The following is an 18,099-nucleotide window of genomic DNA, read 5'->3' on the forward strand; positions in this document are numbered from 1 at the left end:
CTCGGTCACAGCTCCGGCTTGGGGGCTTGCCCGGGCATCTCGTCGGTGCCGACGACCTGGATCTGCGCCGTCAGCGAAGCGGCGACCGAGTGGTCGATCTCCGGCTCGGGCAGGTGGTGCTCGCGCAGCACCATGAGCGACTTCGGCTCCAGCGGCAGCGTCTCGCCCGGGTCGAGGGGCTCGGTGTTGGCCCGCTCCCCCGCGGTGTCGACGTACGCGTCCCACTTGGGGGCGTACTCGAAGTCGGGGAGCCGGAAGTCGACCTTGTCGTCACCCGCGTTGAAGAGCACGAGGAAGTGGTCGTCGCTGATCGACTCGCCGCGGCGATCGCGTTCGCGAATGCCCTGGCCGTTGAGGAACACGCCCACGGCGAGGCCGAAGCCGTTGTCCCAGTCCTCCGGCTGCATGAGCGAGCCGTCGGGACGCAGCCACACCACGTCGGGGATGGGAGCGCCCTCCTCCATCTTCACGGGGCGGCCGTCGAAGAACCTGCTGCGACGGAACGTCGGGTGCTGCTTGCGCAGACGCGCGAGGGCGGCGGTGAACTCGATGAGCGGGGTGTCGATGTTCGACCAGTCCACCCACGTGATCTCGTTGTCCTGCGCGTAGCCGTTGTTGTTTCCGCCCTGCGTGCGGCCCAGCTCATCGCCGTGCAGCAGCATGGGCACACCCTGGCTGAGCAGGAGCGTCGCGATGAAGTTGCGCTGCTGCTGCGCGCGACGCTTCAGCACCTCGGGATCGTCGGTGGGACCTTCGACACCCATGTTGCTGGAGCGGTTGTGCGATTCGCCGTCGTTGTTGTCTTCGCCGTTGGCGTCGTTGTGCTTGTCGTTGTACGACACGAGGTCGCGGAGCGTGAAGCCGTCGTGCGCGGTGACGAAGTTGATGGATGCCACGGGGAACCGGCCGGAGTGCTCGTAGAGGTCGGCCGAACCGGTCAGGCGCGAGGCGAACTCGCCGAGAGCCTGGGGCTCGCCGCGCCAGAAGTCGCGCACGGTATCGCGGTACTTGCCGTTCCACTCGGTCCACTGGGGCGGGAAGTTGCCGACCTGGTACCCCCCGGGGCCGACGTCCCACGGCTCGGCGATGAGCTTGACCTGCGACACGATCGGATCCTGCTGCACGAGTTCGAAGAAGGTCGCGAGCTTGTCCACCTCGTAGAACTCACGGGCCAGGGTGGATGCCAGGTCGAAGCGGAAGCCGTCGACGTGCATCTCGAGCACCCAGTATCGCAGCGAGTCCATGATCAGCTGCAGCGTGTGGGGATTGCCCACGTTCATGCTGTTGCCGGTACCGGTGTAGTCGGTGTAGTAGCGCTTGTCGTCGTCCTCGAGGCGGTAGTACGCCTCGTTGTCGATGCCGCGCATGGAGAGCGTGGGGCCCATGTGGTTGCCCTCGGCGGTGTGGTTGTACACCACGTCCAGGATGACCTCGATGCCGGCGGCGTGGAGCGCCTTCACCATGGCCTTGAACTCCTGCACCTGCTGGCCGTGGTCACCGGTCGAGGAGTAGGTGTTCTGCGGGGCGAGGAACGCAATGGTGTTGTAGCCCCAGTAGTTCGACAACTCCTTCTCCTCGAGAGTGGAGTCGTTGACGAACTGGTGCACCGGCATGAGCTCGATGGCGGTGATGCCGAGCTTTCGCAGGTGGTCGATGACGGCGGGGTGGGCGATGCCGGCGTAGGTGCCGCGCAACTCCTCGGGCACGTCGGGGTGCAGCTGGGTGAGGCCCTTCACGTGGGCTTCGTAGATGAAGCTTTCGGCGTAGGGGATCTTCGGCTGACGGTCGCCCGCCCAGTCGAAGAACGGGTTCACGACCACGCCCTTCATCATGTGCGGGGCGGAGTCCTCGTCGTTGAACGAGTCGGGGTCGCCGAACTCGTAGCTGAAGACCGGCTGGCCCCAATCGATCTGGCCCTCGACGGCCTTGGCGTACGGGTCGAGGAGGAGCTTGCTCGCGTTGTAGCGCTTGCCGCTCTTCGGCTCGTACTCCCCGTGCACGCGATAGCCGTACCGCTGCCCGGGCTGGATGTTGGGAAGGTAGCCGTGCCACACGAACGCGTCGGCGTCCACGAGGTCGAAGCGCGTCTCCGTTCCGTCCTCTTCGAAGAGGCAGAGCTCTACGCGTTCCGCTCCTTCGCTGAAAAGGGCGAAGTTCGTCCCATTTCCGTCGTATGTGGCCCCGAGGGGATAACTGGATCCTGGCCATACCTGCTGCACGTGGCTCACGATAGACCAGCGTCGTTTCCGGCCAGGAACGCGGTCATCGCTGTTGACAGGTCCCCCCACCCCGACTATGGGTGCAGGTCCTCACGCGCGCTCCGGGGGATGCCGTAGCAGGTCGATCCGCTCGTCGAGGTAGCGCGTCAGGGGCATGTAGCCGCCGGCCGCGCTCCATCTCACGAGCGCTTCTCCGCCGCGTACCGCCAGGGGGGTCGATCCCGCGTCCACGCTGGCGAGATCGATCGGATGCCATTCGATGTGCACGGTCTCCCCCTCGGGGACGCCGCCGCGCGCGGCCGCGGCCGACAGCTCGGCGCGGCGCCGCTGCGACTCCGCCGCGAAACCCCGGCGCACCTCGGCGCGCGAACGCACGATGTCTCCGGTGGCCAGCACGCCGTCGTCGGTGAGGAGCAGCGCCCCCAGGTGCCAGGCTGTCCCGCGCGGGGCGATGCGGGTCGCGCGCGGGATGCCGAGCAGGCGGCGCCCCTCCTGCAGCTCCCCCAGCCGTTCGCGCGGCGCGTCACCGAGGCGCGCGCGCGCGGCGGACAGAATCCCGTCCACCGACCCCTCGATCATGCCCCGCCCCCTTCGTTTCGCTGCGCCTCGGCGTCGCGCTCCGACTCGGCGCGCACGACGGCGCGCCGGGCCGTGCTCACCGCGTCGGCGGCATCCTTCTGCTCACCCTCCCGCCGCTGCACCGCGGCATCGGCGTCCGCAGCGTCCTTCTCGGCGCGCGCGAGGTCGGCTCGCAGGGCATCGACGCGCTCCTGCGCGCGGTCGGCCTTCTCTCGCGCCGAGGCGAGCTTCTTCTCGACGGAGGTCCGCTCACGCTCGGCGTCGGCGAGCACTCGCTCCGCCTCGCGGACCGCTCGTTCGGCGGCCTTGCGCGCGCGGCGGGCGGCGAGGTCGTCCCGTGCGGGAAGCGCGGGCAGGGCTTCGGGGAGCGAGCCGGCGACCGCCTGGCCGAGCGCATCACCCTCGAGGGCGGCCAGGTCGACCGTGGCCACGAGACGGCCCGTCAGGATCGCGGCGGCGGCCGTCTCATCGACGATCGCGGCGTTGACGCTCTTCTCCACGGCATCGGCCATCGCCGCACTCAGCGGCGTGCCCGCGCCGGCGGCGAGCTCCCCCGCGCGGCGGGCGAGCGCTGCCACCAGCTGCCGGCGCTGACGTCCGAGCCGCGCGAGCTCGGCGGCATCCCGGTCGTCCTGCGCCTCGTGCAGCGCGCGCGACAGCTCCACCGCTTCACCGAGCTGCCCATCGCGCACGAGCAGGTTCACGGCCCAGGCGGCGACGGTGGGCTTGCGGAGCTTGGCGATCCGTCGACCGACACCTCCGCCGATCTCCGCGGCGCGTTCGTTGCGCGCGGCGGTGAAGCGCGCGGGCGGCAGGGCGAGCAGATCGGCGGCGACCTCGTCGAGGCGTGCGTCGTCGTCGCTCATCCCCCTATTGTCCCCAACCGGGAGGGGCGTGACCACCCGCTCGCCGCGCTCTCAGAGCGAGACGATGCCCGGTCGCGGGCCGCGGATCTCGCGATGCAGTCGCTCCATGCGCGCGTCGAGTTCCGACGCCGTGTCGGCGGCGTTCTTCAGTTCGGCGAGCAACTCAGCCGGCACGAGGCGGTCGTACTTGTAGTAGATCTTGTGTTCCAGGCTGGCCCAGAAGTCCATCGCGATCGTGCGGAACTGCACCTCGACCGGCACGTCTACGCGCCCCGTCGACAGGTACACAGGGACCTCGACGATGACGTGCAAGCTCTTGTACCCGTTCGCCATCGGCTGGGCGATGTAGTCCTTCACGTCGCGCACGGTGATGTCGTCCTGCCGGGTGAGCAGGTCGGACAGACGGTAGGCGTCGTCGACGAAGCTGCACGTGATGCGGATGCCGGCGATGTCGGTGATCGCGGAGCGGATCGAGTCGAAGTCGGCCTCGATGCCCTTGCGCCGCACCTTGTCGACGAGACTGTCGGGCGACTTGACCCGGCTCGAAACGTGCTCGATCGGGTTGTACGCGTGCATCTCCTGGAACTCTTCGCGAAGGATCGAGATCTTCGTCTCGACCTCCGCGAGCCCGAACCGGTACTCCATCAGGAAGCGTTGGAACTCGTCGCGCATCGCCCGGAGTGCGGCACCGGAAACGGTGATCTGCTGATCGTCCAGCGCATCCGACATGGACACGACGGTACCGACGATGATTACGAGGCCGCTGGGAACCTCACCGTTGCGGCGGCTCCGACGCTCGAGGGACCAGCTCGCCATCGATCACGTCGATGCCGATCAGGCTGCGGAAGACCTCCGGCAGATCGGGGTCGTCCGCGGGCTCGGAGTGCCTGGGGATCGGGGGATGTGTCACGGCGCTCTCCTTCCGTGCGTTCCTCCACCTTGCCAGGCGGCCCGCGGACCCCCGGGTGGTCTTGACACCGCGCGGTCCTCGGCGTACTTCGCCGGTGCTCTGGCGTATCGTGGCCGCATGGGGACCATTCACTACGGCGGAGGCGGCACGGTCGTCCACATCGAGGACCGTACTCTCGCCCACCTCAAGGTCGTGATCTCGACCAAGCTGCGTCGCGGAGAGAGCTTCACACTCTCATGGCGTCACCGTGACGACGAGGAACGCGGGCGCAGCACGCTGTGGCTGCATCCCGCGATCCCCCTGCGCTTCGTCTTCGACGAGGCCGAACCCTCGACGCTGAGTCGCGAATGGATCGAGCGTCTCGCCGATTCCGCCAACTCGTCCGGCGGCATCATGCTGGTGCCGGAAGACATGAGCCCCGCCGAACACTCCGGAACGGCCTGAGCTCCGCTCCACGCGCAGCGTGCGACCCTCGCGTCGTGGCGGGATCAGCCCTCTTCGACGTGAGCGTCTTCGCTGGGTTCGGGGGTGATCGCGAGGCCGTTCGGTCCGGACGCCGCGAGCATGAGGTCTTCGACCCAGACGCGGTTGATGCGCGGCTGGCGGCTGCCGTAGAAGTGGAACTGGATCGGCACCGAGGGGTGCATCCAGAAGCTGCGACGCCCGCTGCCGTCGCCGACCTCGACGTCGAACATGAACGACTCGGAGCGGCGCAGTTTGTTCATCACGACGATGCGCAGGTGCGCCAGCGTACGGTCATCGATGTCGACCGCATTGGCCACGGTGTCGTAGATGAATCTGCCCATGTCGACGAGCCTAGTCGAGGAAAACAGAGCGCCCTCCGCATTCCCGGATGCCATGCCGGCCCACCCGAATCAAGCCCTCGAGCCGGTGATGCGCGGCGAGACTAACGTGCTCGTGTGGGAACCCTTTACTACGGAGATGTCGCGACGCCGATCGAGATCGACGACCGTGCGTTGGCGCACCTCAAGGTCGTCATCGCCACCAAGCTCCGCCGCGGCGAGAGCTTCACGCTGTCGTGGACGCACGGACCCGGTCAGGAGGTGGGACGCAGCACGGTGTGGCTGCACCCGTCGATCCCGCTGCGCTTCGTGTTCGACGAGCCCGAGCCGGCACTTCTGAGTCGCGCGTGGATCGAGGCCCTCGCGAACTCGGCCAACTCGTCGGGAGGACTGATCCTCGTCGAGGAGCCCCCGCACCCCGGGTCGTGAGTCAGACGCGCGATTGGTCGAGGATCTCTCGCGCGCCCTCTTCGACAGCGGTCGGCACGACGAGCGGGCGACCCGCCGAGAAGGCGTCCCATTCGCGGAGGACGACCCCCTCGATGTGTGCGGGGTCTTCGCCGGGGTACTCCGCGCGCAGCCGCGCGACCACGTCGCGGAACGACGCCACCGGCACCCCGTCGACGACGGCGACGATCTCACCCGGGACACCGGGCGCGCGGGTCTCGACTGCGCGTTCGTCCATGCGTCGATAGTTTCACGGCACCCGGCCGAGGCCTAATGCTTCGAGGAAAAGTAGCTAGGCGAGCTTCTCGGACGCCTCTTCATCGCGACGGGGCGAGATCAGTGCGCGAGTTCGGAGTCGACCGGGTGCGGGTCGACCTGGTCGACGGCATCCTGCAACCGGCCGAGGCAGGCGATCACGGCGGCGCTCTCTTCCGGGGTCATGTCGACCACGGCGGCCATCATGCGCGAGTGCATCGATCCGAGGGTGGCTCGCACCTCGTCGTCACTCGCCTCCGTGGCGACGATGAAGATGCTGCGGCGGTCGGTGGGGTGTGGCACCCGCACCACGTGGCCGGACTTCTCGAGGCGGTCGACGATCGCGGTGGTGGACGCCGTCGACACCCCCAGGTACCGCGTCAACTCACTCGGCGAGACCTGCCGCTTCTGACCCGCTGCCCTCAGCAGGTAGCGCAGGACCAGCAGCTCGTTCTCGCCCATCGACATCGAGTCACGGGTGCGTCGCCGCATCGCCACCTCGGCGGCCCGGTACACGCGGAAGGCCTGGAGCACGTCGACGGCGCGACGACGGCGATCCTCTTCGCCCGCGCCGTACCAGTAACGCGACGACTCCGACCCGTTTTCCACCAGGGCATCCTATGACAGCCCAGCTCGTCCAGCCCCCTGCCCACCCCTGTGACGGGCGGGTAGCATGCAATTAGAGCGGCTGACTACTTGATCGGCGCCGAAGACACTAACCCATCGAGACATTTGAGGAGGCGAGATGCGAGACCCGGCGACAGCGGACGACGTGGTGAAAGCACTCAACGACCTCACCGATTCGGGCATCGCCTCCGAGCGCGCGGCGCTGCAGTCCCTGGGCATTGGCCCCAACGATGCGAAGGTCCTGCGCTTCCTGCTGCAGCGCGGGGACGACGCCGAACCCGTCACCCCCCGCATGCTCGCGGCGATGCTGGGCATCTCGTCGGCGGCGACGACGGCCCTGATCGACCGTCTCGCCGACGCGGGCTGGGTGGCGAGGGAGCCGTACCCCGGCGACCGGCGCTCCATCGTCGTGCGCGAGACCATCGACGCCGCGTCCCCCGCGCGCCGCATGCTCGCCGTCCGACGTGCGTCCGCCGTCGCTGCGGCCGAGCGACTGGGTCCCGAGGAGCGGAGGATCGTCGCCGACTTCCTCGACGACATCGCGCGGGGCGAGACCGAGGACATGGGCGCCATGTGCCCCAACGACGAAGCGCCCCGCACGACCTGAGTTCCAGGTCTCGGGGCGCTTCGCACCAGAGGTCAGCTGTTGCCGCGACCGGTTTCGTTCTGCAGACGCTCGATCTGTTCGGAGGCCTCGGCCTTGTTGAGGTCGGCGGGGATCTCCTCACCCGCCTCGCGCGCGAGGGTGTCGAGGTAGCTGCGCTGGGGAGCGGTCATCGGCTCGTCGCCGGTGACCCAGTCGGAGGGGTCCTTCTCGGCGGGGTTCTCACCCTCGCGGACGGCGCCCAGGGTCTCTTCTTCACGGGAGGAATCGCTCATGACCCGAGGCTAGGCGCGTTCCGTGACGCCGCGACCGGGATTGACAGGGCGCTCAGGCACGTACGGCATCCTGGTCGGATGCCCGATGCCTCCCGCCCCGCCGACGTTCAGGTCGACACGTACCGCCGAGGTGGCGCGCGGACGCGCGTGACCCGCATCTCGACGGGTACGGAGACAGGCCGGTCCTTCGTGCTCGTCGCCGGCATCGGGGTCGCTTCGTCGTACTTCGAGTTCCTCGCCCCTCTGCTGGCCGAGGAGGGCGAGGTGTACGCCCTGGACCTGCCCGGCTTCGGCGGTGTCCCGGCGTCCGGCGAGCAGCCGACCGCGCAGTTCTTCGCCGATCAGGTGGAGGGCGTGCTCGATCACTACGGCCTCACCGAACCCGTGCTCATCGGTCACTCGATGGGCACCCAGGTCGTCACCGAAGTCCTGGCACGACGCCATCGACTGACGCACGCCGTGCTGGTGAGCCCGGTGATCGACGAGACCGAGTCGAACGCGCTGCTGCAGGCCGTGCGCTTCGCGCAGTCCACCGTGCGCGAGTCGATCCACATCGCGTTCTTGGCCCTCTCGGCGTATCTGCTGTGCGGGTTCCTCTACTTCTTCGAGACGCTCCCGCACATGCTGCGGTACCGCATCTCCGATCGCATCGGTGCGGGCCGTGCCACCGTGCTGCTCATCCGCGGGGAGTTCGACCGCCCCTCTCCCCGACGCCTCCACTCGCGTCTGGTGGCTCGCGCTCACGCGGCCCGACGGTGGGAGATCGAGGGGGCCGCGCATTGCGTCGTCAACAGCCATGCCGTCGGCGTCGCGCGGCTGACGATGCGGCACGTGCACGACGAGCTCGCGCCGAAGGGACGGATGCCGGCCGCCGACGCCGCGGTCCCGCCCGCTGCGCACGCCGATCTGCGCATGGTGCTCGGGGCGATGGCGAGCCGGCTGGCGGAATGGATCAGCGCCGCCCGAAAGGACGAGGACGGGGTCGAACAGGCCAAAGCGCGCCACACTCGCGTGCTGTGGAGCGCCTACCGGCCCGGCTCCCGCGACTGACGCCGGGTACCCCCGCCGTGCGGGGCTCGCTCGAGCGTGCCGAGCGGAGGGGCAGGGATGAGCGGAGTGCCGGCGAGCCGGTCGGCCCTCGGCGGCTCCCGCATCCTGCGCCGACCGGTCAGCGCACGGGCGATGTCGCGTCGAGCGCACGTTCCAGGGCCACCGCCGTCGCGAGACGGGCGGCTGCGGGGACCGCGGCGAGGAAACCGCCGACGAACGTATCGCCGAGCCCGATGGTCGTGGGATGCGCGGTGTCGACCAGGAACGCGGGCACGCCGGTCGCCCCCCGCCTGCTCTCCGCCGCCGCGACAACGGCTGCGCCCCCGGCGTGTCGAGGAAGTCGTGCCGTGTCTTCGAGGTCTGCGGCCGTGCACGCGTCGCCCAGACGGTAGCGGGTCGCGGCCGTGCGCACCGCGCTCTCGAGGCCGGCGCGATGACGGGCGGCGTGGGGACCGACCGCGATCGCCCAGTACTTCGTATGCACCACGAGCGCCCGGGCGGGGATGAGGTCGTGCACCTCGGCGAGAGCTGCGACGACGTCGTCGGGCGAGAGCAGGTCGACCGGACGGGCGAGGTACTCCTGCAACTCGTCCTCGTTCATGCCGTACACGTCGATGCGGTCGAGCAGACGTGCGCGCACGAGCGACGACAGCTCGCGCTGGTAGAACCCGGCGTCCTCGTAGTACACGAGAGCGTCGGCGGGGAGATGCCGCATCGCCGCGGTGAGGTCGTCGAGACGACGCTCGAGCATGGCGGCATCCTGCATCGTGTTGAAGCCCGAGACGAGGAAGGCCGCCGCTCGCGCCAGTGCCTCGCCGAGTCCGGCGGCGATCGCCATCTCGCGGTTGGGGGCGTCGTTCGCGAAGATCAGGCGATTGGATGCCGAGGCGGTCACCGTAGCATCCACCAGTTCGACGGTCGTGCCCTCGGGGTACTGCACGATGAGGTGGGGGTCGAGGGTGTCCTGCGTCGCCGACGACACGATGCGCATCGAGGTCGGAAGCAGGCGCCGCACGTTGTCATCGATGCTCACGAGGTGCTGCACCGTGGGCACGCCGATGCGGTCGAGGGCGATCCCCGCGCGCACGCCCGTACCCCCGAGGGTGGTCTCGACGTCGAAATGCGACGCGAAGCGCTCGACGATCTCCGACGACAGCACGAAGCGCTCGCCTCCCCCGCCCGTGGCGAGGAAGGCGAGCACCGTGACGACGAGGGCGCGCTCGTCGATGATCGGCGTCGTGGTGGTCAGCTCCCCGAGGTGGATGCCGTGCTCCCGCGCGAGGGCGGAGAGCACCGCGGCATCCCATCTGATCTCGTAGTCGACGGTGCCGCCGAGTCCGAGGACGAGGTCTTCCCCCATGACGCCGGTCTCCGATCTCTCAGTACAGGTCGGCCTTGCCGGCGGCGCCGAACAGGTCGATCTTCTCCGCCGCGGTGACCTTCATCGCGGCGATGCACTCGGGCTGGATGGCATTGGGCTCGCGCAGGCGCCGGTCGGTGCCCAGCACCTCGCGCATGCGGTCGTGATAGGCCACCTTGATGTCGCTGGAGATGTTGATCTTGTTGATGCCGAGCGACACGGCGCGCGAGAGCTCGGCGTCCGGGTTGCTGGAGCCGCCGTGCAGCACGAGCGGGATGCCGACGGCGGCCTTGATCTGCTCGAGCAGGTCGTGACGCAGCTCGGGGTTCTTCTCGGCCGGGTAGAGCCCGTGCGAGGTGCCGATCGCGATGGCCAGGCTGTCGACGCCGGTCTGCTCGACGAAGCGCACCGCGTCATCCACGTTCGTGTAGATGATCTCTGCGGCACCCGACTCGCCGTAGCTGTCGTTGGCGCCGATGGTTCCGAGCTCGCCCTCGACCTGCACGCCGACCGCGTGCGCGGCCTCGACGACCTTGCGGGTCAGCGCGACGTTCTGATCGAAGGGCTCGAGAGAGGCGTCGATCATGACCGAGGTGAAGCCGGCCTTGATCGCCGTGATGATCTGGTCGTACGTTCCGCCGTGGTCCCAGTGGATGGCCACGGGCACGCTCGAGCGGTGCGCACGGGCGTGCATCGCGGGGATCAGGTCGGTGGTGATGTGCGAGACCTCGTCGGGGTGGATGGCGATGATGACCGGAGCGGACTTCTCTTCGCTGATGTCCATGATTCCGGTGAACATCGCCCAGTCGCTGATGTTGAACGCCGGGATGGCGAAGCTGTGGGCGTTGGCCACGTCGAGGATGGACTTGCCGGTGTAGAGCACGGAGATTCTCCTTGTTGGGTGGGGTCGGGCGGATCAGCTCTTCACCGAGCCGGCCGTGAGGCCGCTGATGAAGAAGCGCTGGAAGAAGAGGAAGAGCAGCAACACCGGGATCGAACCGAGGATGCTCATCGCCATGATCTGGTTCCACTCGTACGAGTGCTGCCCCATGAGCAACTGGATGCCGATCGGCACGGTGCGCATGTCGATGGTGCGCGTGAGGGTCAGCGCGAAGAGGAACTCGTTCCACGCGATCATGAACGTGTAGATGCCGACCGACACGATCCCGGGGATCGAGATCGGCACGAGCACGCGCCAGAGGGCCGTGAAGGAGCCCGCACCGTCGACCCGGACGGCCTCGTCGAGCTCCTTCGGCAGGGTGTTGAAGTACCCCGTCATCATGATGATCGCGTAGGGCAGCGTGAACACCATGTAGGTGAAGATGAGGCCCGGGTAGGTGTTGTAGAGCCCGAGCCCGACCATCAGGCCGAAGTACGGGATCAGCAGGGTGATCGGCGGCACGGCCTGCACGCTCACGATGATGACGTTCACGATGCGCTTGCCGCGGAACTCGAAGCGGCTGAAGGCGTACGCGGCCTGGATCGCGACGAGCAGCGTCAGGATCGTGACCGCTCCCGCCACCACGTAGCTGTTGATGAAGAAGCGCACCGTCTCGGGGTTGGTGAAGATCGCGACGTAGGCGTCGAACGAGAACGTCTCGGTGACCAGTCGCGGGGGCAGCTCGAAGATCTGCGTGTTCGACTTGAACGAGCTCGACAGCATCCAGAGCACGGGGCCGGCGGCGAAGACCGCGCCGAGGACGAGGCCGAGGAAGACTCCTGTCTGGGCGAGGCGGCGTCGCGTGACGGTGCGGGTGGGGCGCTGGCGCGCGGGGCTGGTGGCGCGCTGGCGAGCGGCGGTGGTCAGGGCCATGTCAGTCCCTCGCCTTCTGATGGCGGACGTAGAGCACCGCGACGATCATCGACATCGCCAGGACCAGCACCGCAGAGGTGGAGGCCATCGAGAAGTCGTACTGAGCGAACGCGAGCTTGTAGGTGAAGGTGCTGAGCATCTCGGTGACGTCGATGGGACCGCCGCCGGTGGTCAGCCAGATGAGTGCGAACTGCTGCGACGTCCAGATCAGGTCGAGCAGCACGAGGCTGACGATGATCGGGCGCAACTGCGGGACGGTGACGTTCCAGAACCGCTGCGCGGGGCTCGCCCCGTCGACGGTCGCGGCCTCGTACAGGTCGCTCGGGATGCCCTGGAGGCCGGCGAGCAGGCTCACCATGAAGAAGGGGTACCCGGCCCAGATGTTGATGAAGGTGACCGTTCCCAGCGCGAGCTGCGGAGAGGCGAGCCACTCGATGTCGGTGTTGAGCAGGAAGTTCACGATGCCGTTGGGGGCCAGGAGCATCCGCCAGAGGACTGCGATCACGGCGACGGTGAACAGCCACGGGAGGACGTACAGACCGCGGAAGATCGCGCGGGGCACGGCGCCGATGAGGGTGCTGTTGAGGAGCATCGCGAAGGACAGCCCCAGCACGAGGTGGGCGGCGACGCTGGTGATCGTGAAGAAGAGGGTGTTGCCGGTGGCTTTCCAGAAGCTCGGGTCGGTGAGGATCGCGACGTAGTTGGCGACGCCGACGACATCGGGACTCTTGTTCAGGATGACGTTGTCCTGGAACGAGTAGCCGATCACCATCACGATCGGGACGATCATGAGGATGAAGAGCAGGATCAGGGTCGGCGAGAGGAAGACGTAGGCCTCGCCGGCCTTGCGGAGTTGCCGCGTACGGCGGGAGGCCGGTCGTCCGGTGACGATCACCTCGGTGTCGGGGGGTGTGAGGGTGCGCATGGTCATGGTGTGCGGCTTTCGATGAGCGGGATGCCGCACCGCGGGGGGCGATGCGGCATCCCGGATCGGCGTCGGATCAGAACTCCGACGTCCATTCGTCCTGCGTCTCGGTGAGCGCGTCGCTCATCGACTGCTGACCGTCCAGCGCCGACTGGAACTGCGTGCCGAACTGGCGCATGAGCTCCTCGGCGACGGGCAGGCCCGTGAACTCGTTCGCGGGGTATCCGTCCTTGTAGATCTCGAACGCCGTCTTGAACAGCTCGTCGTCCTCGACGAAGGTCGGCACGCTCTCGGTGTTGCCCGGGAAGGCCTTGGCCATCGTCGACAGCTCGCTGTTGACGTCCTGACCCATGAGGAACTGCACGAGCTTGAAGGCGGCGTCCTTGTTCTCGGAGTTCTCGGCGACGCCGATGCCCCACGAGGCGTAGGGGATGCCGCGCTCACCCGAGAAGCCGTCCTCGGCCGGGATCGCCTAGATGGAGAAGGTCAGGTCCGGGTTGGATTCGCGGATGAGGTTGATGTGCGCGAGCGAGTCGATCATCATGCCGACGCGACCGTTGGTGAACTCCTCGACCTTGTCCTGCTCCTTCATGGTGAAGGATCCGGGAGCGATGACCCCGTCGGCCCAGAGCTGCTGGATGTAGTCGGTCGCGTCCGAGACGTCGGAGTTCGTGAGGTCGGGCTGGCCGTCCTTGAGCATGGAACCGCCGGAGGCCCAGACCCACGACATGACGTCGTTCTGCACGCCGTTGGGCGCCTCGAGCGAGAGGGGGAGCACCCATCCCGACACGTCTCCGCCGAGAGCCGTGATCTTCTTGGCGGCATCCGCGAACTCGGTACGGGTCGAGGGCGGAGCCGTGACACCCGCCTGGGCGAGCAGGCCGTCGTTCGTGAACATCGGGTAGACGAAGTTGACGACGGGGATCATGTAGGTGCTGTCGTCGACCTTGATCTGGCTGGCCAGCTGGCTGTCGTCGTACCCCGCCTCGCTCATCAGCTGCGTCAGGTCGGCGATCACGCCCTGCTTCGCGAAGTCGCTCACCCAGGCGCCGTCGAGACCGACGACGTCGGGCATGGTGCCGGAGGCCGCGCCCGCGAAGAGCTGCTCCTTGGTCGAGGCGTACGGGCCGCTGACCAGATCGACCTTGATGCCGGGGTTCTCCTGTTCGAACTGGTCCATGAGACCGCGGAACTCGCCGTCGCCGAGCTCGGGCTCCCACCACTGGGCGAACTCGATCGTGACGTCTCCTCCGTCGCCGGCGGTTCCGGTGCTGTTCGACGAGCACCCCGCCATCGCCAGGAGGGTCGTGGCCGCTGCTGCGACACCGACGAGCTTGATGGCGTTCCGACGCCGGCGCCCGCTGTTGTCCATCGTTTCTCCTCGTTGAGATCTGCATTGTTTCGCGCTCTTCTGCGCGTTCTTGCTGCTTTAAGCATGAGTATGCGCCGTCGTGCGGCGATCGTCAAGACGCTGATGCAGATTCGTGACAATAAGGGCACGCATCCGCACCGAAAGCAGCAAACCTTGCAGAATCAGTGCCGATTCGTGCGTCTTTGCCGTTCTCGGCCTCCGTTTCGACGCCGCGCTGTGCTAGAGATGACGGCATGGATGCAGCCACAGCCACGACGAAGCGACGACTGCCGGCGGGGCGCAAAGCGGAACTCGCCGCCTACGTCGCCGAATCCGGTCAGGTCACCGTCGTCGATCTCGCGTCGCACTTCGGAGTCTCGATCGACACGGTGCGGCGCGACCTCGATCAGCTCGACCGCGAGGGGATCGTGGTCCGCACGCACGGAGGTGCGGTCAGCGCGATGTCGGTGCCCGGCCGCGACCGGGGTCTCGACGTGCGCCTGCAGATGCAGATCTCCGAGAAGGAGCGCATCGCCGCGCTCGCCGTCGAGCTCATCGAAGACGGTTCCGTGCTCATGCTCAACGCGGGGACGACGACGCTCGCCGTCGCCCGGGCTCTGCGCAACCACCGCAACCTGACGATTGCCACGAACAACCTGCGCATCCCCGCGGAGATCTCCCCCAGCGTCTTCCGCGACCTCTTCATCTTCGGCGGCGCGGTGCGTACCATCACGCAGGCGACGACCGGTCCGGTCACGCTCGCGATGACCTCGAACACCACCGAGGTCGACATCCGCTGCGACTACGCGATCATCGCCGTGGGCGCGGTCGACGCCTCGGGGTACTCGACGAGCAACCTCGGCGACGCGACGATGATGAGCGAGATGATCGAGCGCGCCGACCGCACCGTGATCCTCGCCGACTCGAGCAAGCTCGATCGCCGACTCTTCGCCCAGGTGACACCGCTGCAGAAGGCCGATTACCTCGTCACCGACGCCCCGCCCTCCCCCGACCTCGCGGCCGCCCTGGCCGAGGCGGGAGTGACGGTGCTCACACCCTAGACGGCCGTGACACCGCCCGGTTCCGCACGCGAGAGCGGGCAGTGCTGGGCCGCGTCGGTGCGAGACTCACTCCGCCGACAGGGCGACCCGCAGGATCGTGTCGGAGTCGCCGCCGCCGCGATCGGTGTTGCTCGTGACCACCCACAGCGAGCCGTCGGGGGCCGCCGCGACGTCGCGGAGGCGCCCGTACTCTCCGACGAGATAGTCGTCGAATGCGCCGAGGTCGTCGGTCGGGACGATGCGGAGGCGCTCGCCCCGCAGGTTGGCGATGACCACCGCGCCGTCGAGGACCGCGAGGCCGCTCGGACTCGCATCCACGGGCGCCCACTGCTGCACCGGGTCGACGAAACCGTCTTGTCCGCCGATGCCCTCCACCTCGGGCCAGCCGTAGTTCGCACCGGGCTCGATGACGTTGAGCTCGTCCCAGGTGTCCTGCCCGAACTCCGAGGCGTACATGGTTCCGGCGGCATCCCACCCGATCCCCTGCGGATTGCGGTGCCCCAGGCTCCACACCGGTGATCCCGGGAACGGATTGTCGGCGGGCACCGCGCCATCGGGCTCGACGCGCAGGATCTTTCCGCCCAGCGACGCCCGGTCCTGCGCGGCGTCGGGGTCGGCGGCGTCTCCCGCAGTGATGTACAGCATGCCGTCGGGACCGAAGGCGATCCGTCCGCCGTTGTGGATGTTCGCCGAGGGGATGCCGTCGACGACGGTCTGCGCGGCGCCGAGCGAGAACGCTCCGGCCGAACCTTCGAGCGCGAACCGCAGCACCCGGTTGCCGCCCGGTACGGTCACGTACGCGTAGAGGTAGCCCTCGGCATGGGCGAGACCGAGCAGTCCCCCTTCTCCTCGGGCGGCGAGGTCGGGCACCTCCCCCACGACGCGGGTCTGGTCGCCGACGATCTCGAGGATCTCCCCGGTGTCGCGCTGGCTCACGAGCGCGGCGTCGTCGACGAAGACGACCGACCACGGCGTCGTGAATCCGGATGCCACCACCCCGGGCGCTCCGGCGGGGGCGACGACTCCGAGGGTGGGCGCGGCACGACTGGCGGGCGGCGTCGATATCGGAGCGGCGGCGGTCGGCGCGGCATCCGTCTCGCGCTCTGCCGCGCACCCGGCGAGGGCGACCAGCGACAGCGCCGCGACGACCGCGAAAGCCGATCGACGCGGGGACGATGCGTGGGAGCGCCGGACGGGGCCGACGGGTTCGAGGTCGATCATGGGGCCTCCTCGGCGCTGCGGTGGTGGGTCCGTCCTACCCGTCGCACCTGCGAGCGCTCTGGGGATTGCGCCCCGCCGGTCGCCTCCCGGCCCTCACATGCGCGCGTAGCGGGCGCGGGCGAAGCAGAACACGCCGTAGACGACGAGCCCGGCACCGACCACCCACAGCACGATCTGGCCGAAGGGCAGGCTCGCCAGCGATCGCAGGGCCGCGTCGATGCCGCCGGCCGCGTTCGGGTCGTGGGTGAGCGCGGCGACGATGAAGAGGATGCCGGCGACCCCCACCGCGATGCCCTTGGCGATGTAGCCGACGGTGCCGAACACCCGGATGCCACGACCCGTGTTGCCTCCGGGGATCGACAGGCTCTTCTCGAAGGCGCGCGTGATGCCGCGCACCACGAACGCGACACCGATCGCGGCGACACCGAGTCCGACGACGACGAGGAGGACGACGCCGCCGGGCATCGCCAGGATCTGCGCACTGAGCGTCTTGGACGACTCCGACGACTCCGAGCTCCCGCCCGTCGCGAGGGTGAATGCCGTGACGGCGATCGCCACGTACGCGATCGCGGTGCCCACGTCCTTCGCGCGGTGCGCCCACCGCTTCTTGGAATCCGGATCGCGCTCCACGATCGCCTCGGCGATCTTCCAGACCGCGAGAGCGGCGAGTCCCACCACGATCACCCACAGCAGCGCCGTGCCGAGCGGCGCGTCGCGCACCTGCTGCAGCGCCCCGCTCTGATCGGCGCTGTCGCCACCGGCGCCGGTGGCGATCGAGACGGCGATGACGCCGATGAGCAGGTGGAGGAGGCCGAGGACGACATAGCCGACGCGGGCTGTCACCCGGAACGCGGTGGAGTCCTGTGCCTTGTCGGCGGCGGCGGTTGCGGAGGTCATCCGCGAACCCTAGCGCTCACTCCGCGGACGCGTGAAGGCGTTGCGCGCGGCGCACACGCCACACCTCCACCATCGCCCACACGAGCGTGGCCACGGCGACGCCCTCGAGGAAGCCGGCCACCACGTCCGACAACCAGTGCGCATGCAGGTAGGTGCGGCTCCACATCATCAGCACCACCCACACGGCCCCGACGATCCAGACCCATCGGCGTCTCAGAATCAGCGCGAGCGTCAGCGCGATGGTGGTCGCCACGGCGGTGTGCCCCGAGGGGAAGGAGGTCGCCACCGTCTCGGCGAGCGAGTCGGCCGGACGACTGCGGGCGATGACCGCCGCGAGCGGCGCACCGATCAGCACAACGAGGGCGATGGATGCCGCGACGTTCAGGGCGTCCCACGGGCGGCGGACGATCAGGAAAACGATGGTCGTGGCGACCCCGATGACGATCATGCCGATCGTTCCGCCCACGATCGCCGGCACCCACGCCACGATCACCCCGACGGGATTCGCCAGCGCCGCCATCGCGTCGTCCCAGGCCTGGTCGATCGGCAGGGGGGCGGATCCGCTCAGGGCCACCGCGAAACGCAGGGCGACGAACAGCACCGTCGCCACCACGCCCACCACCAGGGCGATCGGGCGGCGCGGGTCGATGCGCGGCCGATCGGGGAGCAGGGCGGTGTCGTCTGTCGTGGCATCCATCCGCGCATCGTCCCAGGTCGCAGGCTTCGCGAGCCAGCACTTGCCGTGACCGCGCGGATCGGTCATCGGCCCTCATCGCCGCGTCAGCGGGGGCCGCGCGCCCGGCGTCTGCGCTGCGGTGCGCACGGCGTGACCGCTC

The 18,099-nt window shown here is 68.6% G+C and carries 23 protein-coding genes; 5 read left to right on the top strand and 18 right to left on the bottom strand.

All coding sequences use genetic code 11. The features are described from left to right. Positions 1-5: 5 nt before the first annotated feature. The 5 genes from glgX to FHS07_RS04055 all read right to left on the bottom strand — a co-directional run bounded on the left by glgX (position 6) and on the right by FHS07_RS04055 (position 4,574). Complete coding sequence (gene glgX / locus FHS07_RS04035; RefSeq protein ID WP_183419392.1) at positions 6-2,219, bottom strand: glycogen debranching protein GlgX; 2,214 nt, start codon at positions 2,217-2,219, stop codon at positions 6-8. A 90-nt stretch (positions 2,220-2,309) separates the two neighbouring features. Continuing rightward, on the bottom strand, positions 2,310-2,798 hold the full coding sequence (locus FHS07_RS04040; RefSeq protein ID WP_183418580.1) for a glutaminase: 489 nt from the start codon (positions 2,796-2,798) through the stop codon (positions 2,310-2,312). After that, positions 2,795-3,664: a transposase gene (locus tag FHS07_RS04045; protein WP_183418581.1), complete on the bottom strand. Its 870-nt coding sequence runs from the start codon at positions 3,662-3,664 to the stop codon at positions 2,795-2,797. The genes FHS07_RS04040 and FHS07_RS04045 overlap by 4 nt, the downstream gene beginning before the upstream one ends. Before the next feature lie 51 nt (positions 3,665-3,715). Next, complete coding sequence (locus tag FHS07_RS04050) at positions 3,716-4,393, bottom strand: GTP pyrophosphokinase (protein ID WP_183418582.1); 678 nt, start codon at positions 4,391-4,393, stop codon at positions 3,716-3,718. Between the two features lie 43 nt (positions 4,394-4,436). Beyond that, positions 4,437-4,574 (bottom strand): hypothetical protein, encoded by a 138-nt coding sequence (locus FHS07_RS04055; protein WP_183418583.1) that lies wholly within the window; start codon positions 4,572-4,574, stop codon positions 4,437-4,439. A gap of 117 nt (positions 4,575-4,691) precedes the next feature. On the opposite strand from FHS07_RS04055, the gene FHS07_RS04060 reads away from it, so the two are divergent. Continuing rightward, on the top strand, positions 4,692-5,018 hold the full coding sequence (locus FHS07_RS04060) for a DUF7882 family protein (protein WP_183418584.1): 327 nt from the start codon (positions 4,692-4,694) through the stop codon (positions 5,016-5,018). A 44-nt stretch (positions 5,019-5,062) separates the two neighbouring features. Here the strand turns inward: FHS07_RS04060 and FHS07_RS04065 are convergent, their stop codons facing one another. Then, positions 5,063-5,380, bottom strand: a complete 318-nt coding sequence (locus FHS07_RS04065; protein WP_055959437.1) for a DUF7882 family protein — start codon at positions 5,378-5,380, stop codon at positions 5,063-5,065. A gap of 114 nt (positions 5,381-5,494) precedes the next feature. Between FHS07_RS04065 and FHS07_RS04070 the strand changes: the two genes are divergently transcribed. Further along, entirely contained in the window at positions 5,495-5,806 is a 312-nt protein-coding gene (locus FHS07_RS04070; RefSeq protein WP_183418585.1) for a DUF7882 family protein, read from the top strand. Between the two features lies 1 nt (position 5,807). Here the strand turns inward: FHS07_RS04070 and FHS07_RS04075 are convergent, their stop codons facing one another. Both FHS07_RS04075 and FHS07_RS04080 read right to left on the bottom strand, forming a co-directional pair. Then, the gene (locus tag FHS07_RS04075; protein WP_183418586.1) at positions 5,808-6,062 is read right to left on the bottom strand and encodes a three-helix bundle dimerization domain-containing protein; all 255 of its coding nucleotides are present in this window, start codon (positions 6,060-6,062) and stop codon (positions 5,808-5,810) included. Positions 6,063-6,160: 98 nt separating this feature from the next. Then, positions 6,161-6,688 (bottom strand): MarR family transcriptional regulator, encoded by a 528-nt coding sequence (locus FHS07_RS04080; RefSeq protein ID WP_183418587.1) that lies wholly within the window; start codon positions 6,686-6,688, stop codon positions 6,161-6,163. 136 nt (positions 6,689-6,824) lie between these two features. On the opposite strand from FHS07_RS04080, the gene FHS07_RS04085 reads away from it, so the two are divergent. Beyond that, entirely contained in the window at positions 6,825-7,313 is a 489-nt protein-coding gene (locus FHS07_RS04085) for a MarR family winged helix-turn-helix transcriptional regulator (protein ID WP_183418588.1), read from the top strand. A gap of 32 nt (positions 7,314-7,345) precedes the next feature. Here the strand turns inward: FHS07_RS04085 and FHS07_RS04090 are convergent, their stop codons facing one another. Further along, positions 7,346-7,585, bottom strand: coding sequence for a DUF3072 domain-containing protein (locus FHS07_RS04090; protein ID WP_183418589.1), 240 nt, complete (start codon positions 7,583-7,585; stop codon positions 7,346-7,348). 78 nt (positions 7,586-7,663) lie between these two features. On the opposite strand from FHS07_RS04090, the gene FHS07_RS04095 reads away from it, so the two are divergent. Continuing rightward, entirely contained in the window at positions 7,664-8,635 is a 972-nt protein-coding gene (locus tag FHS07_RS04095) for an alpha/beta fold hydrolase (protein WP_183418590.1), read from the top strand. A 118-nt stretch (positions 8,636-8,753) separates the two neighbouring features. On the opposite strand, the gene FHS07_RS04100 is transcribed toward FHS07_RS04095, so the two are convergent. From FHS07_RS04100 to FHS07_RS04120, 6 genes are all read right to left on the bottom strand, one after another. Next, positions 8,754-9,995 (bottom strand): ADP-dependent glucokinase/phosphofructokinase, encoded by a 1,242-nt coding sequence (locus FHS07_RS04100; protein ID WP_183418591.1) that lies wholly within the window; start codon positions 9,993-9,995, stop codon positions 8,754-8,756. A 19-nt stretch (positions 9,996-10,014) separates the two neighbouring features. Beyond that, entirely contained in the window at positions 10,015-10,878 is an 864-nt protein-coding gene (locus FHS07_RS04105; RefSeq protein ID WP_183418592.1) for a ketose-bisphosphate aldolase, read from the bottom strand. Positions 10,879-10,911: 33 nt separating this feature from the next. Beyond that, the gene (locus tag FHS07_RS04110) at positions 10,912-11,808 is read right to left on the bottom strand and encodes a carbohydrate ABC transporter permease (protein ID WP_246383099.1); all 897 of its coding nucleotides are present in this window, start codon (positions 11,806-11,808) and stop codon (positions 10,912-10,914) included. A gap of 1 nt (position 11,809) precedes the next feature. Further along, positions 11,810-12,739 carry a carbohydrate ABC transporter permease gene (locus tag FHS07_RS04115; protein WP_183418593.1) on the bottom strand — a complete coding sequence of 310 codons (930 nt, stop codon included), beginning with the start codon at positions 12,737-12,739 and terminating at the stop codon, positions 11,810-11,812. 70 nt (positions 12,740-12,809) lie between these two features. Further along, on the bottom strand, positions 12,810-13,085 hold the full coding sequence (locus tag FHS07_RS16405; RefSeq protein WP_246383100.1) for a hypothetical protein: 276 nt from the start codon (positions 13,083-13,085) through the stop codon (positions 12,810-12,812). Positions 13,086-13,205: 120 nt separating this feature from the next. Next, complete coding sequence (locus FHS07_RS04120; protein ID WP_246383102.1) at positions 13,206-14,105, bottom strand: ABC transporter substrate-binding protein; 900 nt, start codon at positions 14,103-14,105, stop codon at positions 13,206-13,208. A gap of 233 nt (positions 14,106-14,338) precedes the next feature. On the opposite strand from FHS07_RS04120, the gene FHS07_RS04125 reads away from it, so the two are divergent. Further along, on the top strand, positions 14,339-15,145 hold the full coding sequence (locus FHS07_RS04125) for a DeoR/GlpR family DNA-binding transcription regulator (protein ID WP_183418594.1): 807 nt from the start codon (positions 14,339-14,341) through the stop codon (positions 15,143-15,145). Between the two features lie 66 nt (positions 15,146-15,211). Here the strand turns inward: FHS07_RS04125 and FHS07_RS04130 are convergent, their stop codons facing one another. From FHS07_RS04130 to FHS07_RS04140, 3 genes are all read right to left on the bottom strand, one after another. Continuing rightward, entirely contained in the window at positions 15,212-16,366 is a 1,155-nt protein-coding gene (locus tag FHS07_RS04130; protein WP_183418595.1) for a PQQ-dependent sugar dehydrogenase, read from the bottom strand. A gap of 93 nt (positions 16,367-16,459) precedes the next feature. After that, entirely contained in the window at positions 16,460-17,263 is an 804-nt protein-coding gene (locus FHS07_RS04135) for a DUF1206 domain-containing protein (protein WP_183418596.1), read from the bottom strand. A gap of 16 nt (positions 17,264-17,279) precedes the next feature. Then, positions 17,280-18,026: a phosphatase PAP2 family protein gene (locus FHS07_RS04140; RefSeq protein WP_246383103.1), complete on the bottom strand. Its 747-nt coding sequence runs from the start codon at positions 18,024-18,026 to the stop codon at positions 17,280-17,282. Positions 18,027-18,099 lie beyond the last annotated feature (73 nt).

The organism is Microbacterium proteolyticum (assembly GCF_014192415.1).
Classification (GTDB): domain Bacteria; phylum Actinomycetota; class Actinomycetes; order Actinomycetales; family Microbacteriaceae; genus Microbacterium; species Microbacterium proteolyticum.

Excerpts from the sequence above, each read along its gene's own strand:
- FHS07_RS04135 (WP_183418596.1), bottom strand. The coding sequence starts at position 17,263 with ATGACCTCCGCAACCGCCGCCGCCGACAAGGCACAGGACTCCACCGCG.
- FHS07_RS04040 (WP_183418580.1), bottom strand. The coding sequence starts at position 2,798 with ATGATCGAGGGGTCGGTGGACGGGATTCTGTCCGCCGCGCGCGCGCGC.
- FHS07_RS04050 (WP_183418582.1), bottom strand. The coding sequence starts at position 4,393 with ATGTCGGATGCGCTGGACGATCAGCAGATCACCGTTTCCGGTGCCGCA.
- FHS07_RS04125 (WP_183418594.1), top strand. The coding sequence starts at position 14,339 with ATGGATGCAGCCACAGCCACGACGAAGCGACGACTGCCGGCGGGGCGC.
- FHS07_RS04115 (WP_183418593.1), bottom strand. The coding sequence starts at position 12,739 with ATGACCATGCGCACCCTCACACCCCCCGACACCGAGGTGATCGTCACC.
- FHS07_RS04060 (WP_183418584.1), top strand. The coding sequence starts at position 4,692 with ATGGGGACCATTCACTACGGCGGAGGCGGCACGGTCGTCCACATCGAG.
- FHS07_RS04100 (WP_183418591.1), bottom strand. The coding sequence starts at position 9,995 with ATGGGGGAAGACCTCGTCCTCGGACTCGGCGGCACCGTCGACTACGAG.
- FHS07_RS16405 (WP_246383100.1), bottom strand. The coding sequence starts at position 13,085 with ATGGGTCAGGACGTCAACAGCGAGCTGTCGACGATGGCCAAGGCCTTC.
- FHS07_RS04130 (WP_183418595.1), bottom strand. The coding sequence starts at position 16,366 with ATGATCGACCTCGAACCCGTCGGCCCCGTCCGGCGCTCCCACGCATCG.
- FHS07_RS04090 (WP_183418589.1), bottom strand. The coding sequence starts at position 7,585 with ATGAGCGATTCCTCCCGTGAAGAAGAGACCCTGGGCGCCGTCCGCGAG.
- FHS07_RS04095 (WP_183418590.1), top strand. The coding sequence starts at position 7,664 with ATGCCCGATGCCTCCCGCCCCGCCGACGTTCAGGTCGACACGTACCGC.
- FHS07_RS04085 (WP_183418588.1), top strand. The coding sequence starts at position 6,825 with ATGCGAGACCCGGCGACAGCGGACGACGTGGTGAAAGCACTCAACGAC.
- FHS07_RS04075 (WP_183418586.1), bottom strand. The coding sequence starts at position 6,062 with ATGGACGAACGCGCAGTCGAGACCCGCGCGCCCGGTGTCCCGGGTGAG.
- FHS07_RS04110 (WP_246383099.1), bottom strand. The coding sequence starts at position 11,808 with ATGGCCCTGACCACCGCCGCTCGCCAGCGCGCCACCAGCCCCGCGCGC.
- FHS07_RS04140 (WP_246383103.1), bottom strand. The coding sequence starts at position 18,026 with ATGACCGATCCGCGCGGTCACGGCAAGTGCTGGCTCGCGAAGCCTGCG.
- FHS07_RS04045 (WP_183418581.1), bottom strand. The coding sequence starts at position 3,664 with ATGAGCGACGACGACGCACGCCTCGACGAGGTCGCCGCCGATCTGCTC.
- FHS07_RS04065 (WP_055959437.1), bottom strand. The coding sequence starts at position 5,380 with ATGGGCAGATTCATCTACGACACCGTGGCCAATGCGGTCGACATCGAT.
- FHS07_RS04120 (WP_246383102.1), bottom strand. The coding sequence starts at position 14,105 with ATGGACAACAGCGGGCGCCGGCGTCGGAACGCCATCAAGCTCGTCGGT.